The sequence below is a fragment of the Rhodobacter sp. P1_C2 genome, from assembly GCF_056406375.1.
Map to the genome: position 1 here is coordinate 13,133 of NZ_JBFUAG010000009.1, position 24,197 is coordinate 37,329.

The window sequence follows — 24,197 nt, forward strand, 5'->3', positions numbered from 1 at the left end:
TCGCCCTCAAATCCCTTATGTTGGGCCCATCAGAAGACGGGAGTACGCATGGCACGGTCAATCGACTACGGTAACCTGATGCACAAAGCCATGCGCGGTCTGATCCAGACCGTCCTGAACGACGTGGCCGCCAACGGGCTGCCCGGCGCGCATCATTTCTTCATCACCTTCGACACCACGGTCGAGGGGGTCGAGATGGCCGACTGGCTGCGCGCCCGCTATCCGGGCGAGATGACGGTGGTGCTGCAGCACTGGTTCGATGACCTCAAGGTGACCGACGACGGCTTTGCCATCACGCTCAACTTCGGCAACAACCCCGAGCGCATGACGATCCCCTTCGACGCCCTGCGCACCTTCGTCGACCCTTCGGTCGAATTCGGCCTGAGGTTCGAAACCCACGACGAGGAGGAGGAGGACGAGGACGACGATGGCCCCGACGACGATCCGACCCCGCCGCAGGACGCCCAGATCGTCCGGCTTGACCAGTTCCGGAAATCCTGAGGGATGACCGACACCCTTCTGTTCCTGCGCCAGCTGATCAGCAAGCCCACGCAGATTTCGGCCATCGCCCCCTCCTCGCGGTTTCTGGCCAAGGCCATGGCGCAGGAGATCGGGCCAGAGACCGGCCGTGTCGTCGAATTCGGGCCGGGCACCGGGCGCCTGACCCGCGGCATCCTCAAGGCCGGGGTCGCTCCGGAAAACCTGACCCTCTTCGAGATGAACCCCGAATTTGTCGGCCACCTGCGCGACAGCTTTCCCGGGGTCACCGTGCATCTGGCGGGCGCGCAGACCGCGCCCTCGGTGATGGACAAGGGCGTTGGCGCCGTGATCTCGGGCCTGCCGCTTCTGGCGATGCCGATGGCGCAGCGCCTTGCCATCGTCTCGGCCGCTTTCGAGGTTCTGGCCCCCGACGGCATCTATGTGCAGTTCACCTATGGGCCGCGCCCGGCACTGGACGATGCGCAGATCGCCGGACTGGGCTTGGAATGGCGCGAGTCGGCGCATGTCTTCCTCAACCTGCCGCCCGCCCGGGTGCATACCTTCCGGCGCAAGGCCTGATTGCGGCTGGTATACTACAGTATACCGATTGAATTTTCCGCGCTGCGGCGCTAGAAGGTCGGCGCAATCAAGGGAGCTTGCGACATGACCGCATTCCGCACCGAGACCGACAGCTTTGGCCCGCTGGAGGTTCCGTCCGACAAATACTGGGGTGCGCAGACGCAGCGCTCCATCATCAACTTCCCGATCGGCTGGGAACGTCAGCCCGTCGCCATCATCCGCGCCTTGGGCGTGATCAAGAAGGCCTGCGCTTTGGTCAATATCGCGCAGGGCGATATTTCGGCCGAGCTTGGCAAGGTGATCGCCGCCGCCGCGCAAGAGGTGATCGAGGGCAAGTTCGACGACAACTTCCCGCTGGTGGTCTGGCAGACCGGGTCGGGCACCCAGTCGAACATGAACGCCAACGAAGTGATCTCGAACCGCGCGATCGAGATGATGGGCGGGGTGATGGGCTCGAAAAAGCCGGTCCACCCGAACGATCATGTCAACATGGGCCAGTCGTCGAACGACACGTTCCCGACCGCGATGCATGTGGCCATCGGCATGATGGCGCGCGATGTGCTGCTGCCGGGTCTGGAAAAGCTGCACGGCGCCTTGCACGCCAAGGCCCTGGAATTCAAGGACATCATCAAGATCGGCCGCACCCATACCCAAGATGCGACGCCGCTGACGCTGGGCCAGGAATTCTCCGGCTATGCCAAGCAGGTCGAAAAGGGCATCGCCCGCGTCAAGATGTGCCTGCCCGACATCTACGAACTGGCGCAGGGCGGCACTGCCGTCGGCACCGGTCTGAACACCAAGGTCGGTTTTGACGCCCGCGTCGCCGCCCAGATCGCCGAGATCACCGGCCTGCCCTTCGTCACCGCGCCGAACAAGTTCGAGGCCCTGGCCGCGCATGACGCGATGGTCATGTTCTCGGGCGCCTTGAAGACCGTCGCGGCGAGCCTCTTCAAGATCGCCAACGACCTGCGGCTTCTGGGCTCCGGCCCGCGCTCGGGTCTGGGCGAGCTGATCCTGCCGGAGAACGAGCCGGGTTCGTCGATCATGCCTGGCAAGGTCAACCCGACCCAGGCCGAGGCGCTGACCATGGTCTGCGCCCATGTCATGGGCAATGACGCCGCCATCGGATTTGCCGGTAGCCAGGGCCACTTCGAGCTGAACGTCTACAACCCGATGATGTCCTATAACGTGTTGCAATCCATGCAGCTTCTGGGCGATGCGGCCGGCTCCTTCACCGACAACATGGTCACAGGCACCAAGGCCAACCTGCCGCGGATCGAAAAGCTGATGAAGGAAAGCCTGATGCTGGTGACGGCGCTGGCCCCCACCATCGGCTATGACAATGCCACCAAGGTCGCCAAGACCGCGCACAAGAACGGCACGACCCTGCGCGAAGAGGCGATCGCGCTTGGCTTTGTCGATGGCGAGACCTTCGACCGAATCGTCCGCCCCGAGGACATGGTCGGACCCAAGGGTTAAGATGGCGGAAATCATCAACCTGCGCGCGAAACGGAAAGAGGCGGCCCGCAAGGCCGCCCGCGCAGAAAGTGATGAAAATGCAATGAAATTCGGCCGCACCAAGGGGCAAAAAGCCCGGGAGGCGGCCGAAATCGCCAAGGCAAAGGCCGAATTGGACGGAAAAAAGCGCGACGAGGAGGGCGGGACTTAACCTCGCCTTAACTGCGCCTCTGGCAGGGTGATGCCATGATGCAAACACAAAGCGCCCCCGCCCCGATCCCCGCCACCCCGATCCCGGCCTTCTCGCCCGATCAATGGCTGTTCCAACTCTTCTCCCCCCTCGCCGTGGCCGAAGGCTGCCCGCTGCGCTGTGACGTGGCCGAGGTCGAAGCCAAGATCGGCCGCAAGCGGTTTCTGGCAGAGGTCAAGCTGCGCGGCTACCGCGTCAAGGAATCCGCCGGGACGTTCCAGCTGACCTACCACCGCGAACCGCTGCGCGTGATGATCTGACCGTTGGCGCGCAACGCGCCTCTGGCCCTGCCCTTTACCGCATGACATAAAGCCTGGGTCCGCCCGATGCGGCCGCCTGCCCGATCGAAAGGCCCCAGCATGTCTGCGCTGCCCCACTCGGCCCGTCCGGTCAAGCACAGCCTGACCCTGCGCGGCCACCGAACCTCGGTCTCGCTCGAATCCGCCTTCTGGGAGGAGTTTCAGCGCCTTGCCGCCGCAGAGGGCCTGTCGCTGAACGAACTTGCCGCCAAGATCGACGCGGCGCGCGATGATATCGGCCTCGCCTCGGCGATCCGCGTCCATATCCTCAACGCCTGGCGCAGCACCGCCCCCTGACCCGGCGACGGCACCCCGGCACGCCCCGCAGCGCAATGGGGCAAATCATGTCGCAAATCACCCATTGTCATTGGCATCCCTTTGCCCTTAGGGTCAAACCACGCGAAGCTTTCGCGGAAGAATTCTCTGCCCGCCCGCTCTGGCGCCTCTTACAGGCGCCGAAACGTCAGGCAGTCGGATCGGTCGCAAGACCGGAGAGTTGCCCGGCAAGTCGTTGATTTTCCGGGCCTTAATTGGGGTCCTTGCGGGCCCGAAAGAGAACCGCGATGACGCGCGCGTTGACATCGGTGCAAGAAGAGGGCGGCCCATCGGGCAACGCCGCTTCTTTGCCTATGCGCCCCATCGCCCGAACAAGACGCCCCCTGACCGCCACCCCACACAGCGCTTCGCCGCCACGTGGCTCCACGGAAACCGGGCGCTATGGAACACTATGTCCAAGAAAATGCTCATCGACGCCACCCACGCAGAGGAAACTCGCGTTGTCGTGGTGGACGGCAACAAGGTCGAAGAATTTGACTTTGAAACCCTGAACAAGCGCCAGCTTGCGGGAAATATCTACCTCGCCAAAGTGACCCGCGTGGAGCCTTCGCTCCAGGCGGCCTTTGTCGATTACGGTGGCAACCGTCACGGCTTCCTCGCCTTTGCCGAAATCCACCCGGATTACTACCAGATCCCTGTGGCCGACCGCAAAGCCCTGCTGGAGGAAGAGCGGGCTTTTGCCCGGGCCGAGGATGACGAGGACAACCGCCGCGCCCAGCGCCCGGCGCCGCGCCCGCGCCCCCAGCCCGCCAAGGTCGAGGTGCAGGACGCCGTCCAGGACGGGCCGAGCGAAATCGGCTCGATGGATGTCATTGATCTGGCAGAAGATTCCGCGGCCGAGCCGCTGACCCCGCCGAACGATCATGGCGAGCAGCCCCAGGCCCATGCCGCCCATGACCACGCCCCGCATGACCATGCGCATGACAATGCCCATGTCCATGACAGCGAGGACCCCGACGCCCCCTTCCGCGCCATCGACCACGCCTCCGATTCGGATGACGAGATCGAATCCATCGCCGAAGAAGACGTCCAGGAAGAGATCAGCGCGCCGCGCAAACCCCGCGCCCGCCGCTACAAGATCCAGGAAGTCGTCAAGGTCCGGCAGATCATGCTGGTCCAGGTCGTCAAGGAAGAGCGCGGCAACAAGGGTGCGGCCCTGACCACCTATCTGTCGCTGGCCGGTCGTTACTGCGTGCTGATGCCCAACACGGCGCGCGGCGGCGGGATCTCTCGCAAGATCACCGTGGCGGCCGACCGCAAGAAGCTGAAAGAAATCGCCGCCGAGCTGGAGGTGCCGGAAGGCGCTGGCCTGATCATCCGCACCGCCGGTGCCAAGCGCACCAAGCCGGAGATCAACCGCGATTACGAATACCTGATGCGGCTTTGGGAGCAGATCCGCGAGCTGACGCTGAAATCCATCGCCCCTGCCGCGATTTACGAGGAAGGCGATCTGATCAAACGCTCGATCCGCGACCTTTACTCCCGCGAAATCGACGAGATTCTGGTCGAGGGCGAGGCGGGGTATCGCACCGCCAAGGATTTCATGAAGATGATCATGCCGTCCCAGGCCCGCGTCGTGCAGCGCTATGCCGAACAGATGCCGCTGTTCGCCCGCTTCCAGGTCGAAAGCTATCTCGGCGGCATGTTCAACCCGACCGTGCAGCTGAAATCCGGTGGTTACATCGTGATCGGCGTGACCGAGGCCCTCGTCGCCATCGACGTGAACTCGGGCCGAGCGACCAAGGAAGGCTCGATCGAGGACACCGCTCTCAAGACCAACCTTGAAGCTGCCGAAGAGATCGCCCGCCAGCTGCGCCTGCGCGACCTCGCCGGGCTCATCGTCATCGACTTCATCGACATGGAAGAGCGGCGCAACAACCTCGCCGTTGAAAAGCGCATCAAGGACAAGCTGAAAACCGACCGCGCCCGCATTCAGGTCGGCCGGATCAGCGGTTTCGGCCTTCTGGAAATGTCGCGCCAGCGCCTGCGCCCGGGCATGCTGGAAAGCACCACCCAGCCCTGCGCCCATTGCCATGGCACGGGTCTGATCCGTTCCGACGACAGCCTGGGCCTGCAAGTGCTGCGCGCTTTGGAGGAAGAGGGCACGCGCAAACGCTCGAAAGAGGTTCTGCTCAAGGCGCCGGTCGGCATCGTCAACTTCCTCTTCAACCAGAAGCGCGAGCATCTGGGCCTGATCGAGGCGCGCTACGGCATGTCGGTGCGGATCGAGGCCGATCCCCAGATGATCAGCCCGGATTTCCTGATCGAAAAGTTCAAGACCGCGACGCGTGTCGTGCCGGAAACCCCCTCGGTCATCTCTGGCAATGCCAGCCTGATGGGCGCTGCGGTGGATGAGGTCGAAGACGATATCCTCGACGAGGAGATCGAGGACGAGATCGAGGCGGATGTCGCCGAGGATGAGGCCGAGGCCGGCGATGCGCCCGAGGCCGCACCGGTTGCGGCAGCCGGCACCACGGCGCCCGGCAAGAAGAAGCGTCGGCGTCGGCGCAAGAAGAAGCCGGGCAGCGGGGCGCAGGGAACTGCGGCCGCAGGCGGCGATGAGGCCTCCGACGAAGGCGCGGATGACGGTCAGGACGACGAGGCCGGCGACGACGAGGACGAGACCACCGCTGACGACGCGGTTGCGGTCGTCGAAAGCGCCGAGGTGACGGCTGTCACCGCAGAGGTCGAAGCGGTGCTTGCGCAATCCGTGGCCGCCGAAGCGGCACCGGAAGCGGTGACGCCGGTTGAAGCCCCGATCGAGGCCCCGGTCGAAGCCCCTGTCGCGCCGGTGAAGAAGCCCGCAACGCGCTCGCGGTCGACCAGTGCGCGGACCGCGGCGGCCAAGGCTGCCGAGGCGGCAGGCGAGGCGGCCTCGGGCGAGGCCAAACCGGCTGCACCCAAGACCACCGCCAGCAAGGCCGCGGCGCCCAAGTCTGCCGCGCCGAAGAAGGCCACGACCGCCCGCAGCAAGGCCGCGGCCGAAGCCCCGGCAGAAGATGCGACCGCCGAGGCCGCTGCCGAAGCCCCGGCCAAGAAGCCCGCGGCGACGCGGACCCGCACCTCGGCCAGCCGGACCCGGACTGCCGCAGCCAAAGCGGCCGCTGAAGCAGCTGCCGAACCGGCCCCCCTGCCCGAGGCGACCCCGGAAGCGGCCCCTGAGGTCGCAGCCCCCGAGGTCGCGGCCCCGGTCTTCGCAGCCGATCCCGGCCTGACCGAAGCCGCACCCGCCGCAGCGTCAGAAGCGGCGCTTCAGCCCGATCCGGCAGACGCCGCCGCCGAAGACCCGAACAAGCCCAAGCGCAGGGGCTGGTGGGCCCTCGGCCGCTGATCGAAACCCGAAGACCAGAACGCCCGGCCCCGCAAGGCCGGGCGTTTTCCTTTACCCCTTCACCCGGATCAGATGCAGGGTGACCGCGCCTTCCTCGCGCGCTTCCAGATAGTCATGCCCGCTCTGGCCGCAGAAATGCGGCAGGTCGATCCGCGCCATCGCATCGGTGGCGCGCAGGCACAGGACCTGACCCGGCGCCATCGCCATCAGCCGCTTGCGCGCCTTCAACACCGGCAGCGGGCACAGCAGCCCCTCGCAATCCAGTTCCACGTCCCACATGCCGCTCTCCCCGTTGCAGCGCGCCTTAGCCGCCGCCGCGCCAAAACACCACACGGCGAGTTGACCTTTCCTTGCGTGACCTGCCCCGCCAAACCCGCTAAGCACGAGGAATGTTCGGCATAGACCTCCTAGACGCAAGCCTTCTTCCCGCAGCGCTCGTGGCGCTGGCGGCGGGGATTCTCTCCTTCCTGTCGCCCTGCGTCCTGCCGATCGTGCCGCCCTACCTCGCCTATATGTCCGGCATCAGCGTGGGCGAGATGAAATCCGGCCGCCGCGCCCTGCTGGCCGCCTGTTTCTTCGTGCTGGGCCTCTCCACCGTCTTCCTTCTGATGGGGGCGGCTTCCTCGGCCTTCGGCGCCTTCTTCCTCGCCCGGTCGCAGACCTTCGCGACGCTCTCCGCCATCGTGGTGATGATCTTCGGCGCGCATTTCATCGGGATCTTCCGGCTGAAATTCCTCGATCAGGACCTGCGGGTCGATGCCGGCGACCGGGGCGGCTCGGCGCTTGGCGCCTATGTCCTCGGCCTCGCCTTCGCCTTCGGCTGGACCCCCTGCATCGGCCCGCAACTGGGGGCGATCCTGACGCTTGCCGCGCAGGAAGGCTCGGTCGGGCGCGGCACCGTGCTTTTGGGCGTCTATGCCCTCGGCCTTGGCCTGCCCTTCCTTCTGGTCGCCACCTTCTTTGCCCGCCTCGCCCCGGTCCTCGCCTTCATGAAGGCGCACATGGAACGGATCGAGCGGCTCATGGGCCTGATGCTCTGGACCATCGGGCTTTTGATGCTGACCGGCGGCTTCTCGCAGTTCTCCTACTGGCTGCTGGAGCATGTGCCCGCCTTGTCGAAGCTCGGCTAAGGCCTTCCCTCCGCCGCATTTTCTGCGCAGAGTGGCGCGGAGGCCGCGATGGAACCAGTGATTTCAGAGACAAGGACGACCCAACCGGCGGAGCCCGCTTTCCGCCGCAAGGTGTTCTATATTCCCGGCTATGACCCGATCCATCCCCGCCGTTACCGCGAGCTTTACCGGAAAGAGGGTGCCGCCCAGGCCGAAATCTCGGGCTATGGGCTGAAGCTTCTGCCGCGCAAAGGCGGTGGCCCCTATGGCTGGCGGGTCGAGGGCGCGATGGGCCGCCCGACCGAGGTGGAGTTCGAGGTTCTGGTCTGGTCCGACATCGTCCGCGGCTCGATGGAGCAGGGAATTCTCGCGACCTATGTCCAGCTTCTGCGCACCGCCTGGGCCTATATCGGTTCGGGCGCCCTCTTCCGCTTGATGCGGCTGCGCAAGGGGCCGATGATTGCGGCGCTTTACCCGATCGGGATGCTGCTGTTGCAACTGGCCGTGGCTTTGGGCCTTGGCTACGGGCTTTACCGGATCGGGGCCACGGTGCATCCGCTTCTGGGCCTGATGGCGGGCCTGCCCTTGCCCGCGCTGATCCTGCGCAGCTTCCGGCGCCACGACAACCGGCTTTTCGCCTATTACCTGATGCACGACTACGCCTATTCCGCCCAATCCGGCGGCGCCAATCCCCCCGAGCTCGAGGCACGGATGGCCGAATTTGCCACCCGCATCCGCGCCGCCCTGCAGGATTGTGACGAGGTTCTGGTGGTCGGCCATTCCTCCGGCGCGCATCTGGCGGTGTCGATCCTCTCCGACATCCTGCGCGCGGGCCTGCCAGAGCCGCGCCCCGCTCTGGGGTTTCTGAGCCTCGGCCAGGTGGTGCCGATGGTCTCTTTCCTGCCAAAGGCGCGGCGGTTGCGCGCCGATCTGGCCTATCTTTCCGCCCGGCCCGAGATCACCTGGGTCGATGTCACCGCCCCCGGCGACGGCTGCGCCTTTGCGCTCTGTGATCCGGTTGCGGTGACCGGCGTGGCACCCGAGGGCAAGATCTGGCCCCTCGTCATCTCTGCCGCCTTCACGCAGACGCTGTCGCCCGAACGCTGGGCCGCGCTGCGCTGGCGGTTTTTTCGCCTGCATTTTCAATATCTTTGCGCCTTTGACCGGCCCGGCGATTATGATTATTTCCAGATCACCGCTGGCCCCCTGACCCTCGCCGACCGCTACCGCGACCGCGCCCCGTCGAAATCGCGGATCGAGACGCCCCTCTCGCCCTGGCGGTCGATGTGACCCCGCCCAAGCCGCAAGCCCGGCCCGACAAGGTCTCGCTCTGGCGCTACTTGAAGCTGTTCCGCGCCGATATCCTCTCGGCCCAGCCGGCGCGCCTCTACCACGCCTGGATGGCGGAGTTTCGCACCCCCTTCTTCCGCAGCTACCTGATCAACGACCCGGCCCTGATCGCCCGCGTCCTCAGCGAGCGGCCCGACGACTTCCCGAAGTCGATGCGCGTGGCCGAGGGGTTGCGCCCCCTCCTCGGCCAGTCGGTCTTTGTGACCAATGGCGAGGTGTGGAAACGCCAGCGCCGGATCATCGACCCCGCCTTCGAAGGCGGCCGCATCCGCGACGCCCTTCCCGCGATCTGGGCCGCGGGCGAGGCCGCCGTGGCCCGTCTCCCCGAGGGCCGCGTCGAGATCGAGGAACACACCAGCCACGCCGCCGCCGACGTGATCTTCCGCACCCTCTTTTCCATCCCGATCGAACACGAGATCGCCGCCGCCACCTTCACCGAGTTCAAGGCCTATCAGCGCAGCCAGCCAATCCTGAACCTCGCGGCCTTCCTGCCCCTGCCCCGCTGGTTCCCGCGTTTTCACCGCAAGGCCACCAAACGCTCGGCCCGGATCATCCGCGGTCTCATCACCTGCCTGACCGAGGCCCGCGCCAAGGCCATCACGGCAGGCGAGGCCCCGGATGATCTGGCCACCAAGATCATGACCACGCCCGACCCTTTGACGGGAAAATGCTTTGAGACCAGCGAGATGGTCGATCAGGTCGCGATCTTCTTCCTTGCCGGTCACGAAACCTCTGCCTCCGCCCTCGCCTGGACGCTTTACCTCCTCGCCACCCATCCCGAGGCGCAGGCCCGCGTCGCGACAGAAGCCGCCACCCTGCCCGAAACCGCCGATTTCGCCGCCCTCGCCCACCTCAAATTCACCCGCGACACCTTCCGCGAGGCTTTGCGCCTTTACCCCTCCGTCCCGATGATGGTGCGCGAAACCACGAAACCCGAGGACTTCCGAGGCCGCCACGTCGCCCCCGGCGCACAAGTCGTCCTCTCGCCCTGGCACCTGCACCGCCACGACCGCTTCTGGCCCGAACCCGACAGCTTCGACCCCGACCGCTGGACGACCGAAGGCAACCGCACCTCCGCACGAGAGGCCTACATGCCCTTCTCTGCAGGCCCGAGGGTCTGTCCGGGCGCGGGATTTGCGATGGTGGAGGGGACGCTGTTGCTGGCGTTGCTGGTCAGACGCTTCCGCTTTGAGGCGATCGCCGAGAATATCCCGGTGCCGGTGGCGCATCTGACGGTGCGGGCCAGGGATGGGATCTGGTTGCGGATCAGCAGAAGGTAAGGGCGGGGGTTTACCACCCCCGCGCCCCCGTTGACTTAGACGTAGTCCTGGCGTTGCAGGCCGTATTTGGCCATTTTCTCGTTGAGGGTCCGGCGCGGCAGGCACAGCTCTTCCATCACCGCGACGATGGAGCCCTTGTGGCGCCGCATCGTGTTGTCGATCAGCATGCGTTCGAAGGCTTCCACATAATCCTTCAAGGGCTTGCCCTCGGTCGTCAGCGCGGGGCCGGCAGCCTCGTTGTCGGCCATCAGAAGCGAGGCGATCGAGCCCGAGCCGCGCCGGTTCTGCAACACCGCCCGCTCGGCGATATTGACCAGCTGCCGCACATTGCCCGGCCAGGGCGCCTGCAGCAGCTGCGCCGCTTCCTGTGCCGTCACCTGCGGCGCCTCGCAGCCGTATTCTTCCGAGAATTGCTCGGTCAGGCGGTTGAAGAGGGTCAGGATATCCTCGCCCCGCGACCGCAAGGGCGGCAGGACGATGGTCATGGCACCCAGACGGTAGAACAGATCCGGGCGCAGCGTGTCCTCCAGCGTCTTGTCGGGCGCGTGATGGTTGCAGATCGCGATGATCCTTGTCTCGGGCGGCGTGCCCTGTTCGTTGATCAGCGTCAGCAGACGCGCCTGCATCGCCCCGGACAGGGCCTCGATATCCTCAAGGCAGATCGTGCCGCCGCGGGCCTCTTCCACCATCGGGATCGTCCCATCCTCGGCCGGCCCGAAAAGACGCGTCGCCAGCTGATCCTCCGACCAGGCGGCGCAGGAGATGGTGACGAACTTCTTGCCCGCCCGCGGCCCCACGGCATGCAGCGCATGCGCCACCAGGGTCTTGCCGGTGCCGGTTTCGCCGTCGATCAGCACATGCGCATCGGCCTGGCCGATATCGAGGATATCCTCGCGCAACCGCTCCATCACCGGGCTGGTGCCGATCAGCTTCTTCATCAGGACCGAGCCGTCGGACAATTCCTTGCGCAAAGCGCGGTTGTCCAGGGTCATCCGCCGCGCCTGGGTGGCCTTCTTGGCCAGCTCGGTCATCCGGTCCGGGTTGAAGGGCTTCTCGAGGAAGTCATAGGCCCCCACCCGCATCGCCTCCACCGCCATCGGCACATCGCCGTGGCCGGTGATCAGGATGACCGGCAGACCCGAATCCATCCCCATCAGCCGTTTCAGGAAGGCCATGCCATCCATGCCCGGCATCTTGATGTCGGACACGATCACCCCAGGAAACTCTGGCCCGATCGATTTCAGGGCCTCCTCCGCCGAGGGGAAGGTTTCGGTGTCAAAGCCTGACAAGGCCAGCCATTGGCTGATGGATTGCCGCATATCGGCCTCGTCGTCGACGATTGCCACTTTCATTGCCCGCGCCATCAATTCCTCATTCCGCTGCTTTTACGTCTGACCCGCGGTCCTCGCCCACATCGGGCATCAGGATCGGGAGTTGCATTTCAAAGACCGCGCCACCGGTTTCGGCATTGCGCGCGGTCAAACGGCCGCCAAGATCGGTGACGATGCCAGAGCTGATCGCCAGCCCCAGACCAATGCCCTCGCCCGCCTTCTTGGTCGTGTAGAAAGGTTCAAACAGGTTCACCAGATCGGCGATGCCGTGGCCGTTGTCGCGCACGCTGAGCGTGGCGGCCTCTCCAGCCGCAAGCACCAGATCGATCTGGGGTTCCCTCGTGTCTTTGATCGCATCCAGCGCGTTGCGCAACAGGTTGATGATCACCTGTTCGAGACGAAGCCGGTCCGCCATCACCATGACCGCCTGCCGCGGGATCGACCGTGTGATCTTCACAACGCGCAACTTCAGTTGCGGTTCCATCATCGCCAGCGCCGAAGACAGGCAGAGCCGCAGGTCCACCGGCTCGAAGGCCTCGCCGCCCTTGCGGGCATAGCTCTTCAGCTGCCTTGTGATCGCGCCCATCCGGTCGATCAGGTCATCGATCCGCTGGAAGGAGGAGAGCGCCTCCTCCATCCGCTTGCGCTGCAACAACAATCTGGCGCCGGCGAGATAGGTCTTCATCGCGGCGAGCGGCTGGTTCAGCTCGTGGCTGACCGCGGCCGACATCTCGCCCAGGGCCGCAAGCTTGGAGGATTGCGCCAGGGTCTGTTCGGCCACGGCAAGGTCCTTCTGGACCTTCTCGCGCTCGGCAATCTCGCGCTGCAGGCGGGCGTTCAGCTGGCGCAGTTCCAGCGATTCGCGCCGGAAGGACAGGGTCTGCGACCAAGCCCGGCGCGACAGAAGGTAGAAGGTCAGGGCGGCGAGGATCGCAAAACCCATGATCTCCAGCGCGAGAATCCCGTTCACCTTCTCGCGCACCGAATCATAGGCGGTGAAGCTGGCCATCCGCCAGCCGCGGAAGGTCATCCGGTTGTCGGTGCGCAAAACCGCCACGCCGCGCAGATAGGTGTCGGGCCGGTTCTGCGTCAGATCCGAGGTCACCGACAGCGCCCGGTTCAGCGCAAGGTCGAAGGCCGAGGGCCGGTCATGCGCCGCAATCGCGGTTTCCACCATCTGCCCGCGCCAGCGCGGCTCGGTCGACAGGATCACCCGGCCTTCCGAATCGGTGACGAGGACCACGTCCTGCAAAGCCGCCCAGGCGCGTTCGAACTTCATCAGATCGACCGCCACCACGATGACGCCCTTGGTCTTGCCATCCACCACGACGACGCGGGAATAGGTGAAGTCATAGCCGCCGCCGTCACGCTCCACCGCCGAAAACACCGTATCGACCGAGCGTGCGGCGGCGACGTAGAAATCGGCGTTGCGGTAATTGCTGCCCAGAAGGTTGCGGTTGGTCGCCCCCACGGTGCGCCCGGAACTGTCCAGAAGCAGGATCGAGGCGACGCCGATATCGGCCTGGACCTGGACCAGGCGCTGCGTGGTGCGCGAGAAGTCGCCCTTCATCAGCGCCTCGGAAATCGCCGGGTCGCGCGAGAGGAGCAAGGGCACCACCGAGGTGCGCTGCAGTTCCGAGACGACGTTGCCGGAGTAAAGCGCCAGCCGCAGTTCGGCCTTGTTGCGGGTGGTTTCGGTGAAACGTTCCGAGAGCCAGCGGTTGGTGATCAGCACGACGCCGATGGCGACAAGGACCACGACCACGACCGCCAGCTTGCCCCAGAAGGCGCTGCGCTGGTTGCGCTCGCCTCTGAACGAGTCAGGGCGCGACGGGCGGGAGGTGGTCTTTCTCATGGCCGAAATCTAGGCCCCTGCCCGGGCCACCTCAAGCCGGGGGCCGGGAAAGCGGCTCAGGCCAGCGCCATCCCGCCCATCAGGCTGGCGAAGACCGTGGCGCCATCGGTGCCGCCCTGCGCCGCCTCGACCACGCGTTCGGGGTGGGGCATCAGGCCCAGAACCCGGCGGTTGGAGGAGAGGACCCCGGCGATATCCGCCGTGGCGCCATTGGGGTTCTGCACATAGGTGAAGGCGATGCGGTCCTGATCCTGCAGGGCTTTCAGACCCTCGGCGTCGATCGTGTAATTGCCGTCGTGATGGGCGATCGGCACCTTGATTTCCTGGCCCCGCCCATAGCCGCAGGTGAAGGCGGAATGGGTGGTGGCGACCCGCAGATCCACCGTGCGGCAGACGAATTTCAGCCCGGCATTGCGCATCAAAGCGCCGGGAAGAAGGTGCATCTCGGTCAGGACCTGAAAGCCGTTGCAGACGCCAAGGACGAAGCCGCCCCGCTCGGCATGGGCCTTGACCGCCAGCGCCACCGGCGATTGCGCCGCGATGGCGCCGCAGCGCAGGTAATCGCCGAAGGAGAAGCCACCCGGCAGACCCACCACATCGGTGCCGGCCGGCAGATCGGTGTCCTTGTGCCAGACACGCGCGACCTTGAAGCCGGCCTTTTCGAAGGCCACCGCAAGATCGCGGTCGCAGTTGGAACCGGGGAAGGTGATGACGGCGGCTTTCATCCGGGCGCTCCATTTTGGGATGAGGTCCCCTTAACGCAAAGCGCCGGGCCATGCCAGAGGGGGAAGGTGCAGGGCGGCCATGCTATCGGCGTCCCTGCCGGCGGAAGGGGGGGGGGGGGGGGGGGGGGGGGGGGGGGGGGGGGGGGGGGGGGGGGGGGGGGGGGGGGGGGGGGGGGGGGGGGGGGGGGGGGGGGGGGGGGGGGGGGGGGGGGGGGGGGGGGGGGGGGGGGGGGGGGGGGGGGGGGGGGGGGGGGGGGGGGGGGGGGGGGGGGGGGGGGGGGGGGGGGGGGGGGGGGGGGGGGGGGGGGGGGGGGGGGGGGGTGATGTCGGAGAGGCGGGCGCGGACGGTTTCGCCCCAGGCGGTGACCTGGCCCGCCTGCCCGGGGTTGACCGGGATCACCCGATAGCCGCGCCGGGCGAGGAAGGCTGCCACGCCATGGCTGGGCCGCGCCGGGTTGGGCGACCAGCCAACCAGGGCTATCACCTTGGTTTCGGTCAGGATTTTACGTAAGGTCGCATCGTCTGGCATCGGGCCATTCCCAAGAAAAAGGCGCCCGAGCTTGGGGCCGGGCGCCAGTGTGGAACGAGGGACAGTGAACGAAGGGGGCGTTCCGGGCCGGCCTTCATCCCTGATATAAAGTTGCGCGGGCGGCTTTAAAGGGGAAGGATTGTTAAAAAACATCACGAACCCGTGCGCCGCGCAGCTTTTTCGCCGCTGCGCCTTTTGGCGCACAGCCCGTCTAACAGCCCGTCTAGCGGACCGAGGCCGCGTAAAGCGCGATTGCCGCCGCGTTGGAGACGTTGAGCGAGCCGAAAGCATCCGCGAAGGGGATCCGCGCGATGACATCGCAGGTCTCGCGGGTCTTCTCGCGCAGGCCCGGCCCCTCGGCCCCCATCACCAGCGCCACGGCGCGGCTGCCGGCATCGGCCATCGCCTCGGCCAGGGTCACGGTGCCCTCGCCGTCCAGCCCGATCAGCACATAGCCCATCTCGCGCAGGCTCTGCATCGAATCGGCGAGGTTGGTCACCCGCAGATAGGGCTGGCGTTCCAGCGCGCCCGAGGCGGTCTTGGCCAGGGCCCCGGTTTCCGGTGCCGAATGGTGGCGCGGGGCGATCACCGCCCTTGCACCGAACACCTCGGCCGAGCGCAGGACGGCGCCGGCGTTATGCGGATCGGTCACCCGGTCCAGACAGACCACCAGCGCATTGCCCTTGCCCGAGATGCAGATGTCCTCAAGCTTGCCCCAGTTCAGCGGCTTGACCTCCATCGCCGCGCCCTGGTGCACCGAATCCTCGGCGATCGGCACCGAGAATTTGCGCGGGTCGACGATTTCCGGCTCGATCCCCGCGCCGGGCAGCGCATCGGCCAGACGGTCGGCGGCGTTCTTGGTCAGGACCAGCCGCAACTTCTCGCGGTTGGGGTTCAACAGCGCGTCGCGCACCGCATGGATCCCGAAGAGCCACAGGGTTTCCTTCGCCTCGGCCCGCTTGTTGCGTTCCTTGTCTACAACCCAGCTGGGTTTGGTATTGCCAGTATAACCGCTCATATCGCCCTCGCATTTGGCATCCATTTGGCCCCCCAAAGGATTTCACGCAAGCTGAAACCTTCGCAATTGCCCCTCTTGACGCCCCCGCGCCCCTTGTTTATTCCCCCCGCTCAGTGGGCGACATGCTACAAGGTGTGGCAGGGGACTGTAACTCCCCCGAGGCGACTCACGCCTGGTTCGATTCCAGGGTCGCCCACCATTCTACCGGTTTATTGCCGAGGCAACATGAGGCAGGGCAGTAGCCCTGACCCTTCATGAGGCCTTTGCAATGTCCGACCGGTCCTTCCGCTTCACCCATGCCATCACCCGCAAACCCGCCGCCTCGATCATAGAAGGTCTGCGCGCGGTCGATACCGGTGCGCCCTCGCTGGCGCTGATGCTGCAGCACCACGCCGATTACAGCGCCGCCCTGCGGTCGACCGGGGCCACGGTGATCGAGCTCGAGGCTTTGGAGGCTTTCCCGGATTCGGTCTTCGTCGAGGATACAGCACTTTGCCTGCCCGAAGGCGCCGTGGTGATGCGCCCCGGTGCGCCGACCCGTCTGGGCGAGGCGGCTGAGATGGCGCCGCATCTGGCCAAGCTTTACGGCGACATCCGCCGGATCGAGGGAGCCGAAAGCTTCATCGAAGGCGGCGATATCCTGGTGACCGAGGCCGAGATCCTCGTCGGCCGCTCGGCCCGCACCAATGGCGCAGGCATTGCCGAACTGACCGCCAAGGTCGCCGATTGGGGCCACAAGGTGCGCGAGGTCTTCACCCCGCCCGGCGTTCTGCACTTCAAGACCGATTGCTCGCTTCTCGATGCCGAGACGGTGCTGTCCACCGAACGCCTTGCCGCTTCGGGCTGTTTCGACCGCTACAGGGTGATCCATACCGCGCCGGGGGAAGAGGCCTGCGCCAATGCGATCCGCTTCAACGATCTGGTGGTGATGCCGCAAGGCTTCCCGCGCACCCGCGATTCGCTGGTGGCGGCGGGCTATACGGTGCGCGAGATCGGCAATTCCGAATGTGCCAAACTCGACGGCGGCATGTCTTGCCTGTCCCTGCGTTTCACGCCCAAGCCCTGAGGCAAACCCTGACCGGCCCTTGACTTTCCCCCCGCTCTGCAAGGGTGATTGGGCCGAAGCGGAGGCGCAGTGATGACCCAAACGGCGCGGCAGAAATTCAACATCCTGGCCATCGCCCAGTCCGGGCGGCTGGCCTATGAGGCGGCACTGATGCTCGCCTCGCTGCGCGCCCGCGACCCCGATTTCCCCGGCGCAGTCTTCCTCGCCGAACCGCAGCCCGGCCCGCGCTGGTCGGGCGACCCGCGCCTGACCGACCCTGCCCTGCGCGGCCTTCTCACCGACCTCGGCGCCACCTTCCTGCCCTTCGAGAGCCGGCTTTTCGGCACCGCCTATCCCTATGGCAACAAGATCGAGGCGCTGCGCGAAATGCCCGCCGCCCCCTTCCTGTTTCTCGACAGCGACACGCTGATCCTGAACCCCTTCGACCGGGTGACCTTCGACTTCACCCGCCCCTCCGCCTCGATGCGGCGCGAGGGGACCTGGCCGCAGATCGAGCTTTACGGCCCCGGCTACGGCGAGATCTGGAAATCGCTCTACGACCGCTTCGGGCTGGACTATGCGACCTCGCTCGACCTCGGCCAGCCGGATGAATACTGGCAGCGTTACCTCTACTTCAACGCCGGCTGGTTCTTCCATGAAAACGCACAGGAATTTGGCGCAAGGTTCCAGTCCTATGCCGCCGAGATCGCCCATGCCCCGCCCGAGACGCTGGTCTGCCAGGAGATGAACCCCTGGCTTGACCAGGTCGCTTTGCCCCTTGTCATCCATTCCTTCGGCGGCGGGCGTCCGGGGCCGGAACTGGCCGGGATGGACGGCGACGTGACCTGCCATTACCGCACCCTGCCCCTGCTTTACGCCCGCGAAAGCGATCTGGCGGTCGAGGTGCTGGAGGAGGTCGCCGGGCGCAATGCCGTCAAGAAGGTGATCCGGGAATATGAGCCCTTCCGCCGCATGCTCTATCAGGGCAAGGGCGCCAAGGCGCGGGCGCTGTTTGACCGCGCCAACCTGCCCCACCGCGAACAGGCGATCCGCAACACCTTGAAACGCGAGGGGCTCTGGCTGCGTTAGGCCTTTGTCACCCGCCTGTCATCTCCTTGCCGCACAAGGACAGCCTTGGAATCGGGGAAGAATATGGAAGCCGTGGTTTATGAAGGCGCAAGCGTGGTCCTGTCCGACCGCATCGCGCAAGTTTCGGTCCGCGTGGCGGATGGGGTGATCACCGGGCTCGATGCCCCGCGCGATGGCGCGCGGGTGATCGACGCCAAGGGCCTGATCCTCGCCCCCGCGATGGTCGATATCCACGGCGACGCCTTCGAACGCCAGCTGATGCCGCGCCCCGGTGTCGACTTCCCGCTGGAGGCGGCGCTTCTGGAAACCGACCGCCAGTTGGCCGCCAATGGCATCGCCACCGCCTACCACGCCCTGACGCTGAGCTGGGAGCCCGGCCTGCGCTCGCTCGCCACCGCCCGCGCCGTGGTGGAGGGGCTGGAGCGCCTCGCCCCGCGCCTGACGGTGGAAAACCGCGTGCAGCTGCGGTGGGAGACCTTCTGTTTCGAGGCGCTGCCGCTGATCGAACAGGCCCTTGCCGGTGCCCTCGCCCCCGCCATCGCCTTCAACGACCACACCTCTATGGCCGTGCTCGACCCTGCCACGCCGCTGCAACAGCGCCCTTTCGACCATGACCCCGGCTTTCCGGTCACCGACATGTCCAGCGCAGCCTTCGCGACCAAGATGGCCGACCGCGCCAAGCGGTCTGGCCTGAGCCAACCCGATTATGTCGCCCTCATCACCCAGGTCTGGGCCCGCCGCCCCGAGGTGCCCGGCAACATCGCCGATGTGGCCGCCAAGGGCCGGGCGGCAGGTGTCCCGATGCTCAGCCACGACGACACGCAGGTTGAAACCCGCGCCTATTATCAAGGGCTTGGCTCGCGTCTTTGCGAGTTTCCGATGAACCTTGCCGCCGCCGAAGCCGCCCGCGCTGGCGGCGACTGGATCATCTTCGGCGCCCCCAATGCGGCGCGGGGCGGCAGCCACCTCGGCTCCCCCGGCGCGGCCGAGATGCTGGCGGCCGGGCTTTGCGACATCCTCGCCTCGGACTATTTCTACCCCGCCATGCTGACCGCCGTGGCGAGGCTCAAGGCCGAGGGCAAGACCAGCCTGCCCGACCTCTGGAAGCTGGTTTCGACCAATCCGGCCCGTGCCTCGGGTCTCAGCGACCGGGGCGAGATCGCGCCGGGCCAGCGTGCCGACCTCGTGCTGCTCGACTGGCCCGAAGGCGGCACCCCGGCGCCGCGCCAGACCCTCGTCGCGGGCCGCAGCGCCTATGCCGCCCAACCCCTCGCCTAGACCGTCAGCACCGGCCAGAGCGACAGGACCAGCAGCCCCGCCATCGTCCAGTTGAACGCCCACAACCGCCGCGGGTTGCCGAGCCAGTGCCGCAACCTCTCGCCCGCCAAGGCCCAGACCGAGATCGCGGGCAGGTTCACGCAGGCCAGCACCGCGCAGACCAGCAGGATCGCCGGCAGCGAACTGTCCTTGGCATAGACCGTGACGATCCCCAGCGCCATGAACCAGGCCTTGGGATTGACCCATTGAAACGCCGCCGCCTGCAGGAAGCTCATCGGCCGCGCCTTGGCCTGCCCCGCCTGCGGCGCCGCCGAGGTGGCGATCTTCCAGGCCAGCCACAGCATGTAACCGACCGAGACCAGCTTCAGCCCCAGCTTGGCCGAGGGCAGCGCCAGGAACAGCCCCGCCACCCCCATGCCGAACAGAAACACCATCACCGCCGCACCAAAGCTGATCCCCAGCATATGCGGCACCGTACGGCCAAAGCCGAAATTGGCGCCCGAGGCCATCAGCATCAGGTTGTTCGGCCCCGGCGTCACCGAAGAGACGAAGGCGAAAGAGATCAGGGCAAGCATCAGGTCATGTGTCATCGCGCAATCATTCGGCATTTCCCGCCGCATTTGGTTGCAATTTGACGCCATATCCCGCATATTTCGCAACAAATGGCGAAGATGGACGAAATCAACCACCGGATATTGCGTGTCCTGTCGCAGGACGGCCGCATCTCCAACCTGGACCTGGCAGAGCGTGTCGGCCTCTCGCCCTCGGCCTGCCTGCGCCGGGTGCAGGACCTCGAACGCGAGGGCGTCATCAAGGGCTACCGCGCCGTGATAGACCCCGACAAGCTGGGCCTCGGCTTTCTTGCCTATGTCACGGTGGGTCTCAACAGCCACACCAAGGCCGCGCAGGAGGCTTTCGAGCGCGCCGTCTCCCGCGTGGCCGAGGTGCGCGAGTGTCACAATGTCACCGGCACCGTCGAATATCTCCTGCGGGTCGAGGCGCGCGATCTGGCGCATTACAAACATTGGCACACAGAGATCCTCGGCACCTTGCCACAGGTCCATGCCATCACCACCTTCGTCGTGATGGACAGTCCCAAGGACGACCGGGCCTAAGCCGCCTGCATGGCAGCGGAATTGCTTTTCGGCGGCCAAGGGCGCATCATCGGGCGGCCATGACTGGAAGGGTGGCGACGCCGCCCGGGCCGACGTGGAGGATGACAGGATGGAAGATACCGACGCCCTCTTCGGGCTGTTGCGGCAGGCCGCGGAACCCGGCGTTGCCACCGCGATCGAGGCGCTGATTCGCGACGGCGCCGACCGCGAGCTGAACCGGGTGAACGTGCCCGCCTTTGCCAGCAAGGCCGGGCTGGAGGAAGAGCAGGCGATCAACGGCTTTCTTCACGCCACGGCACTTGGCCTCTTCGAGATGTCGTGGAACGTCCTCTGCCCGGGCTGCGGCGGGGTCTTGGACACCAATGCCTCGCTGAAGACCCTGGTCAAACCCGAATACAACTGCGCGCTCTGCTCCTCCGACTACGCCCCCACGCTCGACGACCTGATCGAGGTGACCTTCACTGTCAGCCCGCGCATCCGCCGCATCGCCGCGCATCGGCCAGAGGAACTGCCCTTCGCCGAATTCATGCGCAGCATGTATCTCGGCTCCTGGGTCGATGTCACGGATGAGCGGATGCAGGCCCTGCTTGACGAAGCCGTGCTCGATACGCTGGAACTCGCACCGGGCGAACGTGCCGTCATGTCGCTGACCCTGCCCGAGGGCTATGTCATCGTCTTCGATCCGGTCACCCATGCCGTGCAATTCGTGCCGGTGACGGGCGAGCCGGTGCGCGAGCGGCAATCGCTGAGCATTCTTTACGACCGCGACCACCAGCACAGCCGCGAGATTCCCCTGCGCCCCGGCCCGCTGCGGCTGACGCTGGAAAACCGGACCGAGACCCGCGCCCTGCCCGCCGTGATGCTGGCCGGCGATGTGCTGCACGCCTTCCTTGCGGCGCGACGGCCCTATCTGACCGCCAAGCGCCTTCTGTCCAACCAGACCTTCCGCGACCTCTACCGCACCAATACGCTGACCATCGACCAGCGGTTGAAGATCACCAGCCTCACCTTCCTCTTCACCGATCTGCGCGGCTCGACCGAGCTTTACGAGCGGGTCGGCGATCTGGCCGCCTTCGATCTGGTGCAGGCCCATTTCAAGGTGTTGCAGGACATCGTCGCCGCCGAGGCCGGGGCGGTGGTCAAGACCATCGGCGATGCCGTGATGGCAACTTTCGCCATGCCGGGCCGCGCCGCCGCCGCCGCCCTGCGGATGCGGCAGGCGATGAACGATCTGAACGCGCAAAGCGGAAGGGACGACCTTCTGCTGAAGATCGGGCTGCATGCCGGACCCTGTATCGCGGTGTCGCTGAACGAGCGGCAGGATTATTTCGGCCAGACCGTCAACATCGCCTCGCGGGTGCAGGGTCTGGCCGATGCCCAGGCGATCTTCGCCACCAAATCCATCGTCGAGGACAGCGACGCCGCAAGGCTCTTCGCCGAAAAGCACCTGACCCCCGTCCTGAAGGAAGTGAACCTGCGCGGCATCGCCCGCGACATCCCGGTTTACGCGGTCAGCTGAGGCGCAGGCCCCGCCCCGGGACCCGGGAAACCGGGTTCCAAATCCTGACGAAAGGTTAACAGATTTTTCTCTTTCCTTTCATATCAAGGCCTTGCACCTGATTGCACGCGTGCAATCCCCCAATGTTCCGGATTGATGCCAAGGGCGCGAGCGCCTAGCCTGCCCTCCTGTCCAGGGAGGATTCCATGTCCGATTACGCCTTCAACACCCTTGCCATCCATGCCGGCACCGCCCCCGACCCCGCCACCGGGGCGCGTCAGGTGCCGATTTACCAAAGCACCGCCTTTGTCTTCCGCGACGCCGAACATGCGGCCAAACTCTTCAACCTGCAGGAGGTCGGCTATATCTACTCGCGCCTGACCAACCCGACCGTCTCGGCGCTGGCCAACCGGGTCGCGGCGCTGGAGGGCGGGGCCGGCGCGGTCTGCTGCTCCTCCGGCCATGCGGCGCAGATCATGGCGCTCTTTCCCCTGATGCAGCCCGGCTGCAATGTCGTGGCCTCGACCAAGCTCTACGGCGGCACGATCCAGCAGTTCACCAACACGATCCGCAAGTTCGGCTGGTCGGCCAAGCTGGTCGATTTCGATGACCTGAAAGCGATCGAGGCGGCGATCGACGAGAACACCCGCGCCCTCTTCTGCGAGACGATCTGCAACCCCGGCGGCGCGATCTCCGACCTTGACGCCATCGCCCGGGTGGCGGGCCATGCCGGCCTGCCGCTGATCGTGGACAACACCACGGCCACCCCCTATCTCTGCCGCCCCATCGAGCATGGTGCCACCCTCGTCGTCCATTCCGCGACCAAGTACCTGACGGGCAACGGCACGGTGACCGGCGGCGTCGTGGTGGATTCGGGCAAGTTCGACTGGTCGGCCTCGGGCAAGTTCCCCTCGCTCGCCGCCCCCGAACCCGCCTATCACGGGCTGAACTTCCACGCGGCCCTGGGCGGCATGGCCTTCACCTTCCACTCCATCGCCGTGGGCCTGCGCGACCTTGGCATGACGATGAACCCGCAAGGCGCGCATTACACCCTGATGGGGATCGAGACCCTGCCGCTCCGGATGGAGCGCCATGTCCAGAACGCGCAAGCCGTGGCCGAATGGCTGGAAAGCGACCCGCGGATCGAGGCGGTGACCTATCCCGGCCTCAAATCCTCGCCCTACCACAACCTTGCCAAGATGATCACCCCGGGCGGCGCCGGGGCCCTCTTCACCTTCGCGATCAAGGGCGGCTACGACGCCTGCGTCAAGCTGGTGGATAACCTCAAGCTCTTCAGCCATGTCGCCAACCTCGGCGACACGCGCAGCCTGGTCATCCATCCCGCCTCGACCACGCACCGCCAGCTGTCGGACGAACAGCGGGTGGCGGCGGGGGCGGCGCCCAATGTGGTGCGGCTGTCGATCGGGATCGAGGATCTGCGCGACATCATCGCCGATCTGGATCAGGCGCTAACCAAGGCCACCGCCTGAGGGGCAAAGGGGCCGCCCTTGCGGCGGCCCCCCGTTTTCAGTTCGTCAACTGCCAGACGATGGTCACGGTCGAAGAGATCCCGACCTCGCCCGCCGCCACCGGCACACGGGCGGAATCGGCGGCCTTGAACATCACGCCCGGGAAGGGCTGGGCATTGCCACCCTCGGTGATCGAGACGATGGAGCCGAGCTTCTCGCCCGCAGCCTCGGCCAGAAGCTTGGCGCGGGCGACGGCATCGGCCACGGCGCGCTTGCGGGCCTCATCCTCGACCGGGCGCTCTTCGGCGACGCCGAAGGTCAGCCCGTTGAGCGTATTGGCCCCGTCGGTGATCGCCGCATCCAGAACCGCCCCGGTCGTGTCCAGCGCGCGGATCTGCACGGTCAGCATGTTGGAGGCGACATAGCCCTTGACCTCCTGGCCAGTGCCCGCGGCATTGGTCACCCAGTTCGGATTGACCGACAGGCTCGAGGTCTGCATGTCGCGGTCGGCGACCTTGGCCGCGATCAGGCGGGCGATGACGGCCGAAACCGCCTCGTTGTTGGCCGCCATGGCGGCGGCGGCAGTGTCGCCATTGGTGGTGACGCCCAGGGTGATGGTCGCCATGTCCGGCACCACGTTGACCGTGGCGCTGCCGGTCACGGTGATCGTGCCTGCGGCCGCATCGGCCAGAACGGGAATCGGCATAAGGCAGGCCGTGGAAAGAGCGAGAACCGTCAGAATACGCATTTGAACCTCCATGATGGCCCCGTCA

Annotated in this window: 23 protein-coding genes, 1 tRNA gene and 1 pseudogene; 17 read left to right on the forward strand and 8 right to left on the reverse strand. The window is 66.1% G+C overall.

Annotation, left to right across the window (positions count from 1 at the left end; all coding sequences use genetic code 11):
- The first annotated feature begins 48 nt into the window (after positions 1–48).
- From AC1DZT_RS15935 to AC1DZT_RS15965, 7 genes are all read left to right on the forward strand, one after another.
- On the forward strand, positions 49–501 hold the full coding sequence (locus AC1DZT_RS15935; protein WP_478007632.1) for an SspB family protein: 453 nt from the start codon (positions 49–51) through the stop codon (positions 499–501).
- Positions 502–504: 3 nt separating this feature from the next.
- Entirely contained in the window at positions 505–1,059 is a 555-nt protein-coding gene (locus tag AC1DZT_RS15940) for a class I SAM-dependent methyltransferase (protein WP_478007633.1), read from the forward strand.
- An 84-nt stretch (positions 1,060–1,143) separates the two neighbouring features.
- Positions 1,144–2,538: a class II fumarate hydratase gene (gene fumC, locus AC1DZT_RS15945; protein ID WP_478007634.1), complete on the forward strand. Its 1,395-nt coding sequence runs from the start codon at positions 1,144–1,146 to the stop codon at positions 2,536–2,538.
- Between the two features lies 1 nt (position 2,539).
- Positions 2,540–2,728 carry a DUF4169 family protein gene (locus AC1DZT_RS15950; protein ID WP_478007635.1) on the forward strand — a complete coding sequence of 63 codons (189 nt, stop codon included), beginning with the start codon at positions 2,540–2,542 and terminating at the stop codon, positions 2,726–2,728.
- Positions 2,729–2,763: 35 nt separating this feature from the next.
- The gene (locus tag AC1DZT_RS15955; protein ID WP_478007636.1) at positions 2,764–3,027 is read left to right on the forward strand and encodes an N-(5'-phosphoribosyl)anthranilate isomerase; all 264 of its coding nucleotides are present in this window, start codon (positions 2,764–2,766) and stop codon (positions 3,025–3,027) included.
- A 99-nt stretch (positions 3,028–3,126) separates the two neighbouring features.
- Positions 3,127–3,363, forward strand: coding sequence for a ribbon-helix-helix domain-containing protein (locus AC1DZT_RS15960; RefSeq protein ID WP_478007637.1), 237 nt, complete (start codon positions 3,127–3,129; stop codon positions 3,361–3,363).
- Positions 3,364–3,793: 430 nt separating this feature from the next.
- A complete protein-coding gene (locus AC1DZT_RS15965) occupies positions 3,794–6,733 on the forward strand; it encodes an Rne/Rng family ribonuclease (protein WP_478007638.1) in 2,940 nt (979 codons plus the stop codon).
- A 51-nt stretch (positions 6,734–6,784) separates the two neighbouring features.
- On the opposite strand, the gene AC1DZT_RS15970 is transcribed toward AC1DZT_RS15965, so the two are convergent.
- Positions 6,785–7,012, reverse strand: a complete 228-nt coding sequence (locus tag AC1DZT_RS15970; protein ID WP_478007639.1) for a sulfurtransferase TusA family protein — start codon at positions 7,010–7,012, stop codon at positions 6,785–6,787.
- A 110-nt stretch (positions 7,013–7,122) separates the two neighbouring features.
- On the opposite strand from AC1DZT_RS15970, the gene AC1DZT_RS15975 reads away from it, so the two are divergent.
- From AC1DZT_RS15975 to AC1DZT_RS15985, 3 genes are read left to right on the forward strand one after another with little or no spacing between them, the layout of a single operon-like run.
- Positions 7,123–7,863 (forward strand): cytochrome c biogenesis CcdA family protein, encoded by a 741-nt coding sequence (locus tag AC1DZT_RS15975; protein WP_478007640.1) that lies wholly within the window; start codon positions 7,123–7,125, stop codon positions 7,861–7,863.
- A 48-nt stretch (positions 7,864–7,911) separates the two neighbouring features.
- Positions 7,912–9,132: a hypothetical protein gene (locus AC1DZT_RS15980; RefSeq protein WP_478007641.1), complete on the forward strand. Its 1,221-nt coding sequence runs from the start codon at positions 7,912–7,914 to the stop codon at positions 9,130–9,132.
- Complete coding sequence (locus tag AC1DZT_RS15985) at positions 9,129–10,472, forward strand: cytochrome P450 (RefSeq protein ID WP_478007642.1); 1,344 nt, start codon at positions 9,129–9,131, stop codon at positions 10,470–10,472. Before AC1DZT_RS15980 ends, AC1DZT_RS15985 begins: the two co-directional genes overlap by 4 nt.
- 35 nt (positions 10,473–10,507) lie before the next feature.
- Here the strand turns inward: AC1DZT_RS15985 and AC1DZT_RS15990 are convergent, their stop codons facing one another.
- The 5 genes and pseudogenes from AC1DZT_RS15990 to rlmB all read right to left on the reverse strand — a co-directional run bounded on the left by AC1DZT_RS15990 (position 10,508) and on the right by rlmB (position 15,930).
- Complete coding sequence (locus tag AC1DZT_RS15990; protein ID WP_478000060.1) at positions 10,508–11,836, reverse strand: sigma-54-dependent transcriptional regulator; 1,329 nt, start codon at positions 11,834–11,836, stop codon at positions 10,508–10,510.
- A gap of 7 nt (positions 11,837–11,843) precedes the next feature.
- Positions 11,844–13,658, reverse strand: coding sequence for a sensor histidine kinase (locus tag AC1DZT_RS15995; protein ID WP_478007643.1), 1,815 nt, complete (start codon positions 13,656–13,658; stop codon positions 11,844–11,846).
- 56 nt (positions 13,659–13,714) lie between these two features.
- Positions 13,715–14,383, reverse strand: a complete 669-nt coding sequence (purQ, locus tag AC1DZT_RS16000) for a phosphoribosylformylglycinamidine synthase subunit PurQ (protein WP_478007644.1) — start codon at positions 14,381–14,383, stop codon at positions 13,715–13,717.
- 322 nt (positions 14,384–14,705) lie between these two features.
- Positions 14,706–14,912, reverse strand: a pseudogene (locus tag AC1DZT_RS16005) (CoA-binding protein); the annotation flags it as partial.
- Between the two features lie 223 nt (positions 14,913–15,135).
- The gene (gene rlmB, locus AC1DZT_RS16010; RefSeq protein ID WP_478007645.1) at positions 15,136–15,930 is read right to left on the reverse strand and encodes a 23S rRNA (guanosine(2251)-2'-O)-methyltransferase RlmB; all 795 of its coding nucleotides are present in this window, start codon (positions 15,928–15,930) and stop codon (positions 15,136–15,138) included.
- 115 nt (positions 15,931–16,045) lie between these two features.
- Between rlmB and AC1DZT_RS16015 the strand changes: the two genes are divergently transcribed.
- The 4 genes from AC1DZT_RS16015 to AC1DZT_RS16030 all read left to right on the forward strand — a co-directional run bounded on the left by AC1DZT_RS16015 (position 16,046) and on the right by AC1DZT_RS16030 (position 19,342).
- A tRNA-Tyr gene (locus tag AC1DZT_RS16015) sits at positions 16,046–16,129 on the forward strand.
- Positions 16,130–16,198: 69 nt separating this feature from the next.
- Entirely contained in the window at positions 16,199–16,996 is a 798-nt protein-coding gene (locus tag AC1DZT_RS16020; RefSeq protein ID WP_478007646.1) for a dimethylarginine dimethylaminohydrolase family protein, read from the forward strand.
- A gap of 72 nt (positions 16,997–17,068) precedes the next feature.
- Positions 17,069–18,064: a hypothetical protein gene (locus AC1DZT_RS16025; RefSeq protein ID WP_478007647.1), complete on the forward strand. Its 996-nt coding sequence runs from the start codon at positions 17,069–17,071 to the stop codon at positions 18,062–18,064.
- Positions 18,065–18,127: 63 nt separating this feature from the next.
- Positions 18,128–19,342, forward strand: a complete 1,215-nt coding sequence (locus AC1DZT_RS16030; RefSeq protein ID WP_478007648.1) for an alpha-D-ribose 1-methylphosphonate 5-triphosphate diphosphatase — start codon at positions 18,128–18,130, stop codon at positions 19,340–19,342.
- On the opposite strand, the gene AC1DZT_RS16035 is transcribed toward AC1DZT_RS16030, so the two are convergent.
- Positions 19,339–19,932: a LysE family translocator gene (locus AC1DZT_RS16035; protein ID WP_478007649.1), complete on the reverse strand. Its 594-nt coding sequence runs from the start codon at positions 19,930–19,932 to the stop codon at positions 19,339–19,341. The genes AC1DZT_RS16030 and AC1DZT_RS16035 overlap by 4 nt on opposite strands.
- Before the next feature lie 81 nt (positions 19,933–20,013).
- On the opposite strand from AC1DZT_RS16035, the gene AC1DZT_RS16040 reads away from it, so the two are divergent.
- The 3 genes from AC1DZT_RS16040 to AC1DZT_RS16050 all read left to right on the forward strand — a co-directional run bounded on the left by AC1DZT_RS16040 (position 20,014) and on the right by AC1DZT_RS16050 (position 23,445).
- A complete protein-coding gene (locus AC1DZT_RS16040; protein WP_478007650.1) occupies positions 20,014–20,457 on the forward strand; it encodes an Lrp/AsnC family transcriptional regulator in 444 nt (147 codons plus the stop codon).
- A gap of 109 nt (positions 20,458–20,566) precedes the next feature.
- Positions 20,567–21,976, forward strand: coding sequence for a DUF5939 domain-containing protein (locus AC1DZT_RS16045; RefSeq protein ID WP_478007651.1), 1,410 nt, complete (start codon positions 20,567–20,569; stop codon positions 21,974–21,976).
- Positions 21,977–22,161: 185 nt separating this feature from the next.
- Complete coding sequence (locus AC1DZT_RS16050; RefSeq protein WP_478007652.1) at positions 22,162–23,445, forward strand: O-acetylhomoserine aminocarboxypropyltransferase/cysteine synthase family protein; 1,284 nt, start codon at positions 22,162–22,164, stop codon at positions 23,443–23,445.
- Between the two features lie 37 nt (positions 23,446–23,482).
- Here AC1DZT_RS16050 and AC1DZT_RS16055 read toward each other — a convergent pair whose 3' ends face one another.
- The gene (locus tag AC1DZT_RS16055; protein WP_478007653.1) at positions 23,483–24,172 is read right to left on the reverse strand and encodes an SIMPL domain-containing protein; all 690 of its coding nucleotides are present in this window, start codon (positions 24,170–24,172) and stop codon (positions 23,483–23,485) included.
- Positions 24,173–24,197 lie beyond the last annotated feature (25 nt).

Bases quoted from the DNA above. Each gene is read 5' to 3' on its own strand.
- purQ (WP_478007644.1), bottom strand. From the start codon at position 14,383: ATGAAAGCCGCCGTCATCACCTTCCCCGGTTCCAACTGCGACCGCGAT.
- AC1DZT_RS16040 (WP_478007650.1), top strand. From the start codon at position 20,014: ATGGACGAAATCAACCACCGGATATTGCGTGTCCTGTCGCAGGACGGC.
- AC1DZT_RS16030 (WP_478007648.1), top strand. From the start codon at position 18,128: ATGGAAGCCGTGGTTTATGAAGGCGCAAGCGTGGTCCTGTCCGACCGC.
- AC1DZT_RS15950 (WP_478007635.1), top strand. From the start codon at position 2,540: ATGGCGGAAATCATCAACCTGCGCGCGAAACGGAAAGAGGCGGCCCGC.
- AC1DZT_RS16020 (WP_478007646.1), top strand. From the start codon at position 16,199: ATGTCCGACCGGTCCTTCCGCTTCACCCATGCCATCACCCGCAAACCC.
- AC1DZT_RS15965 (WP_478007638.1), top strand. From the start codon at position 3,794: ATGTCCAAGAAAATGCTCATCGACGCCACCCACGCAGAGGAAACTCGC.
- fumC (WP_478007634.1), top strand. From the start codon at position 1,144: ATGACCGCATTCCGCACCGAGACCGACAGCTTTGGCCCGCTGGAGGTT.
- AC1DZT_RS15935 (WP_478007632.1), top strand. From the start codon at position 49: ATGGCACGGTCAATCGACTACGGTAACCTGATGCACAAAGCCATGCGC.
- AC1DZT_RS16055 (WP_478007653.1), bottom strand. From the start codon at position 24,172: ATGCGTATTCTGACGGTTCTCGCTCTTTCCACGGCCTGCCTTATGCCG.
- rlmB (WP_478007645.1), bottom strand. From the start codon at position 15,930: ATGAGCGGTTATACTGGCAATACCAAACCCAGCTGGGTTGTAGACAAG.
- AC1DZT_RS15940 (WP_478007633.1), top strand. From the start codon at position 505: ATGACCGACACCCTTCTGTTCCTGCGCCAGCTGATCAGCAAGCCCACG.
- AC1DZT_RS15975 (WP_478007640.1), top strand. From the start codon at position 7,123: ATGTTCGGCATAGACCTCCTAGACGCAAGCCTTCTTCCCGCAGCGCTC.
- AC1DZT_RS15990 (WP_478000060.1), bottom strand. From the start codon at position 11,836: ATGGCGCGGGCAATGAAAGTGGCAATCGTCGACGACGAGGCCGATATG.
- AC1DZT_RS16045 (WP_478007651.1), top strand. From the start codon at position 20,567: ATGGAAGATACCGACGCCCTCTTCGGGCTGTTGCGGCAGGCCGCGGAA.
- AC1DZT_RS16025 (WP_478007647.1), top strand. From the start codon at position 17,069: ATGACCCAAACGGCGCGGCAGAAATTCAACATCCTGGCCATCGCCCAG.
- AC1DZT_RS15970 (WP_478007639.1), bottom strand. From the start codon at position 7,012: ATGTGGGACGTGGAACTGGATTGCGAGGGGCTGCTGTGCCCGCTGCCG.
- AC1DZT_RS16035 (WP_478007649.1), bottom strand. From the start codon at position 19,932: ATGACACATGACCTGATGCTTGCCCTGATCTCTTTCGCCTTCGTCTCT.
- AC1DZT_RS16050 (WP_478007652.1), top strand. From the start codon at position 22,162: ATGTCCGATTACGCCTTCAACACCCTTGCCATCCATGCCGGCACCGCC.
- AC1DZT_RS15980 (WP_478007641.1), top strand. From the start codon at position 7,912: ATGGAACCAGTGATTTCAGAGACAAGGACGACCCAACCGGCGGAGCCC.
- AC1DZT_RS15995 (WP_478007643.1), bottom strand. From the start codon at position 13,658: ATGAGAAAGACCACCTCCCGCCCGTCGCGCCCTGACTCGTTCAGAGGC.
- AC1DZT_RS15955 (WP_478007636.1), top strand. From the start codon at position 2,764: ATGATGCAAACACAAAGCGCCCCCGCCCCGATCCCCGCCACCCCGATC.
- AC1DZT_RS15960 (WP_478007637.1), top strand. From the start codon at position 3,127: ATGTCTGCGCTGCCCCACTCGGCCCGTCCGGTCAAGCACAGCCTGACC.